The sequence below is a fragment of the Arthrobacter sp. 147(2020) genome, from assembly GCF_013116715.1.
In the GTDB taxonomy this organism is placed as follows: Bacteria; Actinomycetota; Actinomycetes; order Actinomycetales; family Micrococcaceae; genus Arthrobacter_D.
This window is the reverse complement of record NZ_JABFOM010000011.1, coordinates 1-12,250: the sequence shown is the minus strand read 5'-3', so window position 1 is coordinate 12,250 and position 12,250 is coordinate 1. Positions and strand designations below refer to the sequence as shown.

At 66.0% G+C, this 12,250-nt stretch carries 14 protein-coding genes; 13 read left to right on the top strand and 1 reads right to left on the bottom strand.

All coding sequences use genetic code 11. The features are described from left to right. The first annotated feature begins 10 nt into the window (after nucleotides 1–10). Nucleotides 11–943 (top strand): AraC family transcriptional regulator, encoded by a 933-nt coding sequence (locus HMI58_RS09390; protein ID WP_171619268.1) that lies wholly within the window; start codon nucleotides 11–13, stop codon nucleotides 941–943. Nucleotides 944–1,164: 221 nt separating this feature from the next. Here the strand turns inward: HMI58_RS09390 and HMI58_RS09385 are convergent, their stop codons facing one another. Then, a complete protein-coding gene (locus HMI58_RS09385; RefSeq protein ID WP_171619266.1) occupies nucleotides 1,165–1,710 on the bottom strand; it encodes a TetR/AcrR family transcriptional regulator in 546 nt (181 codons plus the stop codon). A 57-nt stretch (nucleotides 1,711–1,767) separates the two neighbouring features. Here HMI58_RS09385 and HMI58_RS09380 point away from each other — a divergent pair, with 57 nt between their 5' ends. From HMI58_RS09380 to HMI58_RS09325, 12 genes are all read left to right on the top strand, one after another. Further along, nucleotides 1,768–2,595, top strand: coding sequence for an SDR family NAD(P)-dependent oxidoreductase (locus HMI58_RS09380; RefSeq protein WP_225668013.1), 828 nt, complete (start codon nucleotides 1,768–1,770; stop codon nucleotides 2,593–2,595). A gap of 179 nt (nucleotides 2,596–2,774) precedes the next feature. Further along, complete coding sequence (locus tag HMI58_RS09375; protein WP_318779180.1) at nucleotides 2,775–3,647, top strand: AraC family transcriptional regulator; 873 nt, start codon at nucleotides 2,775–2,777, stop codon at nucleotides 3,645–3,647. Nucleotides 3,648–3,875: 228 nt separating this feature from the next. Further along, on the top strand, nucleotides 3,876–4,982 hold the full coding sequence (locus HMI58_RS09370) for an ImmA/IrrE family metallo-endopeptidase (RefSeq protein ID WP_171619264.1): 1,107 nt from the start codon (nucleotides 3,876–3,878) through the stop codon (nucleotides 4,980–4,982). After that, the gene (locus HMI58_RS09365) at nucleotides 4,982–5,926 is read left to right on the top strand and encodes a bifunctional DNA primase/polymerase (RefSeq protein WP_171619350.1); all 945 of its coding nucleotides are present in this window, start codon (nucleotides 4,982–4,984) and stop codon (nucleotides 5,924–5,926) included. The genes HMI58_RS09370 and HMI58_RS09365 overlap by 1 nt, the downstream gene beginning before the upstream one ends. Beyond that, on the top strand, nucleotides 5,926–6,666 hold the full coding sequence (locus HMI58_RS09360) for a DUF2637 domain-containing protein (RefSeq protein WP_171619262.1): 741 nt from the start codon (nucleotides 5,926–5,928) through the stop codon (nucleotides 6,664–6,666). Before HMI58_RS09365 ends, HMI58_RS09360 begins: the two co-directional genes overlap by 1 nt. Continuing rightward, a complete protein-coding gene (locus tag HMI58_RS09355) occupies nucleotides 6,666–7,106 on the top strand; it encodes a hypothetical protein (protein WP_171619260.1) in 441 nt (146 codons plus the stop codon). The genes HMI58_RS09360 and HMI58_RS09355 overlap by 1 nt, the downstream gene beginning before the upstream one ends. A gap of 90 nt (nucleotides 7,107–7,196) precedes the next feature. Beyond that, nucleotides 7,197–8,099: a hypothetical protein gene (locus HMI58_RS09350; RefSeq protein ID WP_171619258.1), complete on the top strand. Its 903-nt coding sequence runs from the start codon at nucleotides 7,197–7,199 to the stop codon at nucleotides 8,097–8,099. Beyond that, on the top strand, nucleotides 8,096–9,109 hold the full coding sequence (locus tag HMI58_RS09345) for a ParB N-terminal domain-containing protein (RefSeq protein WP_171619256.1): 1,014 nt from the start codon (nucleotides 8,096–8,098) through the stop codon (nucleotides 9,107–9,109). The genes HMI58_RS09350 and HMI58_RS09345 overlap by 4 nt, the downstream gene beginning before the upstream one ends. 53 nt (nucleotides 9,110–9,162) lie before the next feature. Further along, nucleotides 9,163–9,855, top strand: a complete 693-nt coding sequence (locus tag HMI58_RS09340; RefSeq protein ID WP_171619254.1) for a hypothetical protein — start codon at nucleotides 9,163–9,165, stop codon at nucleotides 9,853–9,855. Nucleotides 9,856–9,873: 18 nt separating this feature from the next. Then, entirely contained in the window at nucleotides 9,874–11,502 is a 1,629-nt protein-coding gene (locus HMI58_RS09335; RefSeq protein ID WP_171619252.1) for a M23 family metallopeptidase, read from the top strand. Nucleotides 11,503–11,507: 5 nt separating this feature from the next. Further along, complete coding sequence (locus HMI58_RS09330) at nucleotides 11,508–11,774, top strand: DUF6112 family protein (protein WP_077685425.1); 267 nt, start codon at nucleotides 11,508–11,510, stop codon at nucleotides 11,772–11,774. A 129-nt stretch (nucleotides 11,775–11,903) separates the two neighbouring features. Beyond that, nucleotides 11,904–12,215, top strand: a complete 312-nt coding sequence (locus HMI58_RS09325; RefSeq protein ID WP_077685426.1) for a DUF6112 family protein — start codon at nucleotides 11,904–11,906, stop codon at nucleotides 12,213–12,215. Nucleotides 12,216–12,250 lie beyond the last annotated feature (35 nt).

Below are 12,250 nucleotides of genomic sequence, written 5' to 3'. Positions count from 1 at the left end.
ACAGCGATCGGTGTCTCACGAACCGACTCGGGAGGTCGGCTTCGAGCCGTTAGTGGCTCGAAGCCGAACAATCCATGCCCCCATCGCCCCCGTCGCCTACGACTGCGTGAAGTTGATCTTTGTTCGCGATGGCTCCGCGATTCTGTTCAGCGAGTTCGGCGAGAGACCAGTCAAGGTGGGCGATGTCGTGGCCCTCGCGGCAAATACTCTGTGCGGAAGCGACCCTGAGGGGTCGATCACCGTCACCACCCTGTACCTAGATCGCGACTACATCGTCGACCAGGTGTTCTGGCAACACGCCGCGCTGCTTGCGGACCGGCTCGACGCGCAGGATTTCACTGACGAGCTGTACTCCGAGCCCGCCCAGATTCTGCACCTCGGCGAGAATCGCGCTGGGATGCTCATGCCGTGGTTGGACGAGTTGGTAGCGCTCAGCATCGGCGGTGCATCATCGGATCGGTTCTTCCGGATGCAAGCCCTGCTTTTCGCGGTGCTCGACGTGACCATTCCGTACGTGAAAACCACCTCGGTGCGCCGCACGCCCAGCCAGCGGAAGACCTCCCGCCGGCTCGGTCCCCCGTCGCTCCGGGAGTTCGCACCGTTGCGCGCTGAAGCTCGGCAGGCGCTGGATTTGCTTCGCGACCGGCCCGCGGAGAGGTGGACGCTCCAAGATCTCGCATCTGCCGTGCACCTGTCGCCGTCGCAACTCGGCCGGGTCTTCGTGGATGCCTACGGCAAGACGCCAATGACCTACCTATCGACAGTGCGCGCCGGGAGGCTGGCGCGACTGCTGCGGGAGACCGACTTACCTGTCGGAGTAGCGATGCGGCAGGTCGGCTGGCAAAGCCGAGGCCACGCCGCCCGAATCTTCCGCGAGGCCGTCGGCGTAACTCCGGTTCGATACCGGCAGCTCAGTCAAGACAACTTAGAGCCTGAGCCGTGACACACATCTATGGGTCTCCCCGGAGATCCCCGCACGCGGTTCCTCTCCGCACACAGACCATCTCGATGCAAAGCTCATCGGTGACGGTGTCGACCAACGAGCGCCAAGGACGTCCGGATAAACGCCCTTGGACAGCAATACAGTCGTGGCGGCGACAGAGGAGTGCCACGCCGAGGGCGTCACCAATTCTCACTGTCCAGAACGAGCCCCTCCCCTGACGGCTAGGGCATGGTCGCTCGAAGAACCCGTCCAACGTGCGCGCGCACCCAATCGGGGTCGAAGGGGCGTGTTCGCAGCAGCCAGCGGTGAAGAATCGGACCCAGTAGAAGCTCCGCTGCATCGTCTGAGTTCTCGATACCGCTCTGTCTGAATCGATCAGAGACCGCGCGGAGTTGTGGGGACAACAGTCGATCCTGGAACTGAGAGGCGAGGTCCTCGTCCGTCTGCATATCCGCAGTCACCGCCCTCAGAAGTCGTTCGTGAACGGGATCGCGCAACTCCGCTATGGCCGCAGTCGCAAGCAATTCGAGGTCCGCAGACAGGTCGCCTGAATTCGGCACGTCGACCTCGCCACCTTCGCTCAGGCTCTGGGCTAGTAGCGCATCAAACAGGATGGCCCCGGTCGAAGGCCATGTGCGGTACAAGGTCTGCTTACTGAGTCCAGCACGAGCCGCAAGGCCCTCCATCGTGATGTCTCCGAAGCCCTGCTCCGCAGCGAGCGTGAGCACGGCCTCGAAGATTTTCGCTTGGGTGCGTGGGCGAGCCATACCCGATGATATCAACTCAAACGAGACGGTACGTCCAGTTTGCGCTAGGATGATCGCATGAACACCGCACAGATATGGATGATCACTGGAGCCGGACGCGGCCTGGGTCGCGCCCTCACGATGGCCGCCCTCGACGCTGGGCATTCTGTGGTGGCGACGGTGCGAAGCTCGCACTCTCTGCCGGTTCACGAGCGCCTAACTGTCCACCACCTCGACGTCCGCGACAGGCAGGGAGCGTTCGAGGCTGTCGCGGACGTCGTGTCCAGATTCGGACGACTCGATGTTCTCGTCAACAATGCGGGCTACGGACTCATCAGCGCTGTAGAGGAGGCTTCCGAACAGGACGCCCGAGACATTGTCGACACGAATCTCTTCGGACCCCTTTGGCTAAGTCAGGCTGCGATCCCCGTCATGCGCGACCAGGGCAGCGGGCACATTGTCCAGGTGTCCACCGTCGGCGCCGTAGGAACAATGCCAACCCTCGGACTTTACAACTCGGCCAAGTGGGGTCTCGAAGGATTCAGCGAGGCATTGGCAGGCGAAGTCGCCCAGTTCGGTATTCGCGTAACTCTGGCGCAGCCTGGGGCAATAGCTACCGAGTGGGGAGGCGACAGCATGCGGTTCAGCCAGCCGAGTGCTGCCTACGACAAGCTGCGAACGGATCTGTTCGGTACAGCGACAGTGCCGTGGCCTTCATCAGAGGCTCCCGCTGATGGCACGCCAGCCGCAGAGGTGGCGGCCCTCATCCTCGCGCACGTTGAGAACCAGAACGATGAACGTCTTCGGCTGCTCATTGGAAACGACGCACCCATGCAAGTCGCAGCCGCACTCAAACTACGGCTCAACGACTATGGCCGTGACTCCCGGTTTCACCTCTCCAACTGATCCACGCGATGACCGAACTGTTTCAGTCGGGGATACGCTTTTTCGTAGTTGTTTGTGCTGCGACACGACCTGGGCCCTCCTGAGCCAAACGCTTTAATCCGGCAGAGTGCACTATTTTGCGAGAAGGGCAGCGGGACGCCTCACGCGCTTTTCCCCCAATCGTCGCTCGGACACGTGTCGTGCGCGAACCCGTAAGCCCGGTGGCATACGACTGCATAAAGATCATCGTCGTCCGCGACGGCTCCGCAATTCTCCTCAGCGAGTTCGGCGAGAAGCCCGTCCAGGTCGGTGACATCGTTGCTCTCGCCGCTAACACCCTTTGCGGCGGCGAACCCGAAGGTTCACTCACAGTGACCACTCTTTACCTCGACCGCGACTACGTCATCGACCAACTCTTCTGGCAATACGCCGAGCTGCTCGCGGATCGGTGGGATGCTCGGGATTTCGCTAGTGAGCTTTACTCCGAGCCAGCTCAGATTTTGAGCCTTGGCGAAGAGCGCGCCGGGGTGCTCATGCCGTGGTTGGATGAATTGGTGGCGCTTAGCATCGATGGCGCACCACCCGATCGGTTCTACCGAATGCAGGCCCTGCTCTTCGCGGTGCTTGATGTAACCATTCCCCACCTAAAAACTACCCCGGTGCGTCGCACACCAAGTCAGCGGAAGACACTCCGCCGGCCCGGCACCCCGTCGCTCCGCCGGTTCGGGCCGCTACGCACCGAAGCTCGACAGGCTCTGGAACTGCTTCGAAACCGGCCCGAGGAACGGTGGACCCTCCAGGATCTCGCATCGGCCGTGCACTTGTCTTCATCGCAACTCGGCCGGGTCTTCGTGGACGCCTACGGCAAGACACCAATGACCTATTTATCGACAGTGCGCGCCGAGAGACTTGCTCGACTTCTGCGCGAGACTGACCTGCCGATCGAGGTAGCGATGGCTCAGGTCGGCTGGCAGAGCCGGGGACACGCCGCACGGATGTTCCGTCAGGCTGTTGGAGTTACGCCCACCCGGTATCGGCACGTGGCCGGGGCAGTGCCACGGCGTGAGTCGTGATACATATTTGCGCATCTGAGGTACGAGTATCCGCATCTCGCCCGCGCCTCCGCCCGGAGGTAGCCGCTCGACTGGTAGTCCAGATAAGACTCGTTGGGTTCACCGCCGCGCCCGACGGTCACATCGCTTGTTTCGCTGTCCGTCTCTCATTGCTGGTGGTCCCGGCGTACCTGATCGTCACCGAGCCCGATCGGCCCGGTGCTCAGGGTATCGGGAGGAGACCAGGCCATGGCCAGAACGCGGGAGCAATCCCAGGAGGGGCGAGAGGCGAAGCTCGACGAGCTGCATGAGCGCCTGACCGGTGCTGTGGAACAGCTCGTCGCCGGTGATGACTGGGCGCGGGCGCTCGCGTTCGCGGCACGATTTCGGGCGCGATCCTTTTCTAACACGCTGCTGATCTGGGCACAGCATGAGGCCGCGTATGAGGCGGGCCGGGTGCCCGACCCGATGCCGTCGTACGTGGCGGGGTATCGACAGTGGCAGGGTTTGGGCCGTCAGGTGGATAAGGGCCAGTCGGGATACATGATCTTCGCCCCGGTAACGGGACGCTTCGCCTCGTCAAATCCTGCTGCCTCCGATTCATGGCGTCGGCTTGAGAAGGGCGAGAGGCCGAGGCCGGGCGAGGTCGTGCGGTCGAAGATGATCGCCGCGCGCCCTGCCTACGTGTGGGATGTCGCGCAGACGGCTGGGGACCCAATTCCGGAACCGCCCTCACCACGGCTTCTAGAAGGCGAGGCACCCGCCGGTCTATGGGGCGGACTGGCAGCCCTGGTCGAGGAGCGCGGGTTTGAGGTGCTTCGGGTCCCACACGAGGGGATGATCCAAGGCGCCAACGGGGTGACGGACTACACCGCGAAGACGGTGGCGGTGCGAGAAAACATGGACCCGGCCGCGCAGGTGAAGACTCTCGCTCACGAACTCGGTCATGTGCTCATGCACGGCTCTGATGCCGAGAACGCTCGCCAGCACCGTGGCATCGGAGAGGTCGAGGCAGAGTCGGTCGCGCTGATGATCGGCGCCGCCCACGGCATGGACACTTCTGGTTACACGATTCCGTACGTGTCGACCTGGGCGGCCAGGGTCGACGGCAAGGAGCCGGTCGAGATCGTCAAGACCACCGGTGAGCGGGTTCGCAAGACCGCGATGGGAATCCTCGACCAGCTCGATACCGCCCAGCTCGGCGACGGCACCCCGCCGGGCTTGGAACGTGAGACACCGCAACGAAACCAGTCCGATACCGAACGGTTAGCGCCCGAACGCGCAGCGTTGCTACTTGACGCTGGCGCGCGGGTCACGACCGTAGCGACCGCAACGGCGCGAGAGAGAGGCCTGTGATGGTCTTCCCAGACGTGTTCGCCCGTGCGCTGACGCGAGCATCCGGCCCGCAGTCGTTGCCTGCTGCCGCCGAAGAGCTGGCTCGCGTGGGAGTACCGGTGTTCCCGTGCATACCGGGCGGGAAACGACCGCTGACCGAGCACGGCTTCCACGACGCCACGACCGACGCCGACCGAGTCGCCGCGTGGTGGGCCCGGTCTCCTGGGGCGAACATCGGGGTCCCGACCGGTGCACCCTCGGGCATGGTCGTGGTGGATGTCGATGTCCATGGCCCTGTCGATGGGTTCCGTGGTTTCTCGCGCGCCCATCGAGTGGATTTGCTGGACGGGTGGCAGCTCCTGGTATCCACGCCGTCGGGTGGGATGCACGCCTACTACCGATCAACGCTTGGTCAGGTGCAACGGTCCTGGCAGGCGGCGCGCGCGGGGATCGACTTCCGTGGCGACGGCGGATACATCGTCGTCCCACCCTCACGGATGTCCATCGCCGGCAACGTTGTCGGTTATCGGGCGCGGCGGGTCGAGGCCGGAACGTCCTCGGTGCTCGACTCGGATCGGTTGCGAGATTTCCTCGACCCGCGCCCCACAGTTCGCGAGCCGAGGAATACAGCTCAGCGGCAAGGTGCGGATGTGTCGCGGTTGGCGAGATGGGTCGCTGGACGCGCGGAGGGTGAGCGGAACCGCAGCCTGTTCTGGGCCGCGTGCCGGCTTGCGGAGAACGGCCTACCAACCTCCGATGCCCTCGACGTACTGGGCGCCGCTGCTTCGGATGCGGGTTTGGGTGAACAGGAGATCATCGCGACCATCCGTTCTGCCTACCGTGCCGCTCACCCCGTCAGGGACGCGTCCGCGTCCTCCGTGCAAGCGTCGGCACCGCCAGAGGCAGGCACCTGGTTTGTCAGGGACCCTGCTGCTTCGGGCCCGTCGAATACGCGGGTCCTGTGATGGCCACCTCCATTCTCGCCGAGCAGGCGGGCCGCCGTTGGGCGGTAGTGACGGCTGTGGCCGGGACGGTGTTCATCGCTGCGGGGGCGTTCTGGCTCAGCTTTACGGCGTTGGCGGACCTTGCCGCCCGGTCCGGGATTGGCGAAGAACAAGCATGGGCTTGGCCGCTGATCGTGGACGGGATGATCGTGGTCGCCACGGTCGCCGTCGTCGCTCTGGCCGGACGGCGGTCGGCCTGGTACTCGTGGGCACTGCTGATAGGCGGGGCCGTCGTGTCTGTGACCGCGAACGCGATCCACGCCGTCGTCGCCGCCGACGCCGATGTCCCAGGTGTGTTGGCCGCGAGTGTGGCGGCTGTCCCGCCGGTTGTGCTGTTGGCGATCACCCATCTGACCGTCATTCTCACCCGCCCCCTCCCCTCCGCTGGGGAGCCGTCAACCGCTGAGGAGACGCCGGACGTCTCAGGCACCACGACCGCGCAACGAAACCTCGTCGCACCGCCGCCGCGCGTTGGGAGCACGCTCTTGAGACGACTCCCCGCTGTTGAGGAAGCACCGCTCCGCGCGGCTGCTGCCGCGGATCGGCGCGACCACGCCCGGGAGCTACATGGCCGGGGGTGGTCTAACAAGGAGATCGCCCGCGAGCTCCAGGTACATCCCTCGACCGTGGGCCGATGGTTCGCCAGCGCGCACCGTCCCGACGACACCGAAGATGCCGAAGTCGAGGAGGCAGATAACTAATGAGCAGCCATCCCGCCCAGCCACACGAGCGCCATCAACACGCGCCCGAGCCGGAGACGGCCCCCGCCTCATCGGAGCGTGCCGACAGGACAGAGACCCCGGAGGCGGTGCAGGCCGCAAGAATCAGCCGCCCGGGCAGCGACACGTCGCCGACAGGAGCGTCCGTCAGCCGTGTGCGGGGTGTGGAGTGGGTGCGGCCGACCGACTTGATGGCTCGTCACGGTGCCGCGTTGGCGGGTCGGGGTATTGACTTCGAGGTCGAGCTGGCCCGCCGCACCCGTAGCCTCCCGGCTCAGGCGGTCCGTGCGGGCAGACGCCGGATCAGCGACGCGCAAACGGTCGAGGCCGAGCGGGCACGGCGTTTACCGCCGGTGTCGGACTTCGGGCGTTCGGGCGGGTCACAGTCGTGGGTGACGCGTTCGGGGATCGGGCTGAGGTGAGCTGACGATGCGCGCCCCCAGCACCGACACGTCGCAGACGACGTCTGCTGGAGGCGCGTGCGCACCTGTGTGTCAGGAGGTGCCCCGACCATGACCGAGAACACGCACACCACGACCGAGCGCCCGACCGAGAGCGTCGAGGACTACACAACCAGCGAAGGCCTACGCATCCTGCTGCGCCGGCTCCACGAATTAGGGCCGGGCGGATGGCGACGCGACCCAATGGCAGCGGAGCTGATGGTGTTCGTAGCCGAGAAGTACGCGCGCTTGGCGAGCAAGCACGGGTTGGACCCGTGGGAGGCGGCGTCCGCAGCGTTCGACGTGATGCGCACCCGGGCCGCCCGGACCGCGGTCGACCCGTGGGCGGTGGTCACTCATGCGGTGCGGATCACCTGCATCTTCGAGGAACGTGCCCAAGGCTTGCTGTGCTCGGTGCATCAGGCACGACGCCCGCACGTGTCGGCATTCCACGACCCGGAACGGTTCAGCGACCGCGACAATCCCCTGATCGACTACGACCCCGCGTTCCACGTCACCGATCCAACGCCAACAGGCGACGGCGACGGCGACGGCCAGAGCCAAGGTGAGGACGAGCCCTCGGCGGGGGCGTCCACCTCCGCGTCGGCCGCGGTCGAGGATGCCATCGAGTTCTTCACCCTGCTGGACTGGCCGCCGGCGACCGCGCGAGCCGGGATCGAACACGTCTGCGGGGCACTGACCAGGGCTGGCACTCGCCAGGCTACCTACGAGGCCCTGCGACGCGACAAGCACGCCCGCGCCCTGCTCGACATCACTCGCACCTCTTGGACTGCCCTCTTGAAGGCGGTACTGGGCAATCCCCACCCTGCCTACGCCGCGACCGCTGCCGGGCGGGGCGTGCTGCTACGGCTGCTGATCGGCGAGCCCGTCGCGGTGCTGCTGCGTGATGACGACCTCGTCCTCGCCGTCTCTCTCGCCGCACCTCGCGAACCTGGCGGGGGTGGGTCGCGGTGAGCGCACCAGCGGGGTTCATCGAGCTGGAGCGGACGGTCGCCTCGATTCGGGTCGGACGCCGGCACCGGACCGAGCTGGGCGACATCGATGAACTTGCTGCGTCCATTGAGCGCGACGGGCTCCTGCAACCCATCACGATCACCCCCGACGGGGTGCTGGTGTGCGGTGCCCGCCGGCTGGCGGCGATCACACGTCTCGGATGGAAGAAAACCAATGTGTGGGTCCGCTCAGGTATCTCCGACCGCCTCGGACATCTCCTGGCCGAGCAGGACGACAACGCGCTGCACAAGCCACTGACGCACACCGAGGCCGCCGCCCTCTACCGGGAACTGAAAACCCTGATGGCCGAAGACGCCGAACGGCGACAAGCAGCAACCATGTTCAGCAGCGACCACCCGCCGGGAGCTGACGGTGGTGGAAAATTTCCACCACCGTCAGCCGGCTCGCGCGGCAAGACCCGCGAGCAGGCCGCGGCGATGATCCCGGGCGGCGCCTCCTACAAGACCCTCGACAAGATCGGCTACCTGGAGCACATCGCCGCCGACCCCGCCCAACCGACCGAACTCCGCGCGCACGTCGCTGCTGAGTTGGCACGCATCGATGCCGGCGCTCCGGTCCATCCCATTTACGAATCCGTCCGCGCCACCGCGACCACCGCTCAAGATCAGCGTGAGACTGACCTGCACCAGCTCGCCTCCGACGCGCTCACCCGAGCCAAGAACAGCAAGACGAAGAAACGCACACCCCGCCCCGCCCCGTCCTCCGACGAAGGTGGCGAGCCGGTTCAGTATCCGGTGCGGGCGTTCGTGCTCACCTGGGGTGAACTGGTCGACTGGTGGACCCACTACGACGCCGATCAGCTCGCCGCCGAACTCAGCGACGAACAGATCGAGTCCTTCCTGACCACTGCCGCCGGGACCGGCCAGTTCGCGGACGAGCTGCGTGCTGCCCACGACCGACAGACCGGCAGTGACCTCGCGCCCGTCCGCGGTCACCTGCGCGCCCTCTGACTCCTCCGCGCCGCTCTTCAGGCCGCTGGGTTCCGGTAGTGCACCTACGGGGCATGAAGACACCCGACCTCACTGACCCCCGTATCCGTCGCCGATGGATCGCCGTCCTCGCCGCAGTCGCGGCGGTTCTCGTGCTGGCCGGTGTCGGCGTCTACGGCCTCATCACCGGACCACCCACACCCGCCGGCACCGACAGCGGCTCGACCGGTCCTGGGCCAGCCGCCACGACACCTACCGTCCCGGCGCCGACTGCTACACCGCGCCTGCCCGTCGTAGCCGGGTCGGATGATCCGGAGACTTTCGCCCGCAACGTTGCGACTGCCTTATTTGCCTGGGACACCGCGTCGGGATTCATGCCCCAGGACTACACCTCGGTTCTTCTTGCTGACGGCGACCCCACTGGCGCCGAGCAAGCCGGGCTTGCCTCCGACATCGCCACCTACCTGCCCACCCGGGAAGCGTGGGCGAAGCTGCGCCAGTACGCCACGACCCAGCACCTCACCATCGATGCCCAGTTCGTCCCCAAAGCCTGGGATACCGCCGTCGCACAGGCTCAACCGGGACAGCTCCCTGCCGGAATGACCGCCTACACAATCGAGGGCACCCGCCACCGCACCGGCCTCTGGAACAACGAACCGGTCGCCTCCGAACATCCGGTGACGTTCACGATGTTCATCGTCTGCGGCCCGACCTACGACACCTGCCATCTGCTGCGGCTGTCCCAGCTCGACAACCCTCTCCGATAAGCCCAGGAGGTCGTTGTCGTGAAGAAGCTCGCCGCTGCCGCTCTCGCCCTGGTCCTGCTCGGCCCGTCGTTCGCGCTGGTCGGGATCGGGGTGCTGATGAACCCCGCCTCCACCGCCGCGTGCACCGCCACCGGGAACGGCATCACGATCGGCGATGTCCCCGAGTCGTTGACCGTGACCACCGCGGACGGCGAGACCTTCACCCTCAACAACCGGCAGCTCACCTACGCCGCGACAATCATCGAGACCGGCTCGGGCATCGACGGGGTTACCCGGGACGGGCTCCAAATCGCGCTGATGGCAGCCCTCACCGAATCCACCCTGCGCATGCTCGCCAACACGGGCACCTACCCCGAATCCGCGAACTACCCCAACGACGGTGACGGCTCCGACCACGACTCGCTGGGCCTGTTCCAGATGCGACCTCAGTCCGGGTGGGGCACGGTCGCCGACCTCATGGACCCCGTCTATCAGGCGCGGGCGTTCTTCGGAGGACCAGACGGCCCGAACTACCCCAGTCCCCGAGGGCTGCTAGATATCCCCGGCTGGGAATCCATGGACAAAGGCGAAGCCGCCCAGGCCGTCGAGGTATCTGCCTACCCCGACCGGTACCGCAACTACGAGCCCGTCGCCGAGACCATCCTGACCACCCTCACCACCAAGACCACTGCGAACACTTCGACCGGCAGCACAGTCGCGCCAATAGTGATGACCGCGGCAGAGTCGTCGCGGGTGGTGTTCCCGCTGCCGGAGGGCACCTGGGTTCCCTCCTCGGACTACGGGCCCCGGGTCCACCCGATCAGCGGGGAGAACTCGTTCCATACCGGTGCTGACTTCGCCGCCCCCGACGGCACCCCCATCCTCGCCGCAGCAGACGGAACCGTGACCGTCGCCGAGTTCTCCGGCGGCTACGGCGGACTTGTCGTCATCGAACATCACATCGACGGAGCAGTCGTGGCGACGGCGTATGCGCACATGTGGGAGACCGGCATCCGCGTCACGGCCGGCGACACCGTCACCGCCGGACAGCACATCGGCGACGTCGGCTCCTCCGGCAACTCCACCGGCCCGCACCTGCACTTCGAGGTCCGCAACGGCGGCACCAACGGCCAGCACAGCGACCCCGCCTCCTGGCTCAACGCCCACAACGCCGCCGACCTGCCCGAGCCTGCCACCGGCGCACCCGGCGGCTGCAACCCCGGACCAGGGACAGCGGGCGGGGAGCCGGAGCCGGTGGATGGCGACCCAGACCGCATGGTCGACGACCCCACCAGCGGCGGGCAAATCACCGCCCGCCTCCTTCACCTCCACAGCCAGGCCACGGCAGCATTCCCGGAGACCTCCTGGTCCTGCTACTCGCCACGTCGCGGCACCGTCTCCGAACACCCCCTGGGCCGGGCGTGCGATCTGACGTTCGGTAACGCCATCGGCACCAACCCCACTCCCCCGCAGCTCGAGGCCGGATGGCAGGTCACCAACTGGATGAAGGACCACGCCGAAACCCTCGGCGTCGAGTATCTGATCTGGCAGGACAAGATCTGGTCCTTAGCCCGAGACGCCGAAGGATGGCGCGACTACGCGCACGGCACAGATATCACCACCCGGCACATCGACCACCTCCACGTCACTGTCCGGGCCGGAAGCTGACGGCCATGGACGTGTTCCCCGACTTCGAGGGCCTGAGCGGCATCGGCGACCTGCGCGAAGTAGTCGGCGCGCTCCTGACGTTCGTGCTCATCACCGCCGTGTTGATGCTGATCGTCTCCGCCATCATCTGGGCCATCGCCACTGCCAACGGCAACCACACCGCCGCGTCCAAGGCACGCATCGGCGCGTGGACCGCCCTCGGGACCACAGTCGTGGCCGGCGGCGGGGTCGCGTGGATGAACTGGCTCATCACCCTCGGTCAGCAGCTCTGACGACGCCCTGCCGCCCGTGTCGCGAACCTGTCGTGTTTGCGGCGTCACGGGTTTGGCCGCGCACCTGACCGCCGAACCCATCCGTGTTCTCCGCACTACCGGCGGAGAACGTTCGTCAGGAGGCCCACCGTGTTCGATCTCATCACCGCTCTGCCCGTGCTCATGCCCATGGACATCAACATCGATCCCAACAGCGATGGCCTGCCTGGTATCGCACAGCTCCGCACCATCGTCGGCGCCGTGATGACCGTCGGCCTGATCCTGTCCGTGCTGGCGCTGATCATATCGGCGATCGTGTGGGGCTTCGGCGCGAACTCCTCCAACCCGCATCTCGCCGGCCGCGGAAAAGTCGGCGTCCTCGTCTCCTGCGGTGCGGCCGTGATCTGCGGAGCGTCGGTGACGCTGATCAACTTCTTCTGGAACGTCGGCCAGCAGGTCTGACCCACCCACCGCAATCACTCCTCACACATAGGGGT

Excerpts from the sequence above, each read along its gene's own strand:
- HMI58_RS09385 (WP_171619266.1), bottom strand. The coding sequence starts at position 1,710 with ATGGCTCGCCCACGCACCCAAGCGAAAATCTTCGAGGCCGTGCTCACG.
- HMI58_RS09380 (WP_225668013.1), top strand. The coding sequence starts at position 1,768 with ATGAACACCGCACAGATATGGATGATCACTGGAGCCGGACGCGGCCTG.
- HMI58_RS09370 (WP_171619264.1), top strand. The coding sequence starts at position 3,876 with ATGGCCAGAACGCGGGAGCAATCCCAGGAGGGGCGAGAGGCGAAGCTC.
- HMI58_RS09365 (WP_171619350.1), top strand. The coding sequence starts at position 4,982 with ATGGTCTTCCCAGACGTGTTCGCCCGTGCGCTGACGCGAGCATCCGGC.
- HMI58_RS09360 (WP_171619262.1), top strand. The coding sequence starts at position 5,926 with ATGGCCACCTCCATTCTCGCCGAGCAGGCGGGCCGCCGTTGGGCGGTA.
- HMI58_RS09355 (WP_171619260.1), top strand. The coding sequence starts at position 6,666 with ATGAGCAGCCATCCCGCCCAGCCACACGAGCGCCATCAACACGCGCCC.
- HMI58_RS09350 (WP_171619258.1), top strand. The coding sequence starts at position 7,197 with ATGACCGAGAACACGCACACCACGACCGAGCGCCCGACCGAGAGCGTC.
- HMI58_RS09340 (WP_171619254.1), top strand. The coding sequence starts at position 9,163 with ATGAAGACACCCGACCTCACTGACCCCCGTATCCGTCGCCGATGGATC.
- HMI58_RS09330 (WP_077685425.1), top strand. The coding sequence starts at position 11,508 with ATGGACGTGTTCCCCGACTTCGAGGGCCTGAGCGGCATCGGCGACCTG.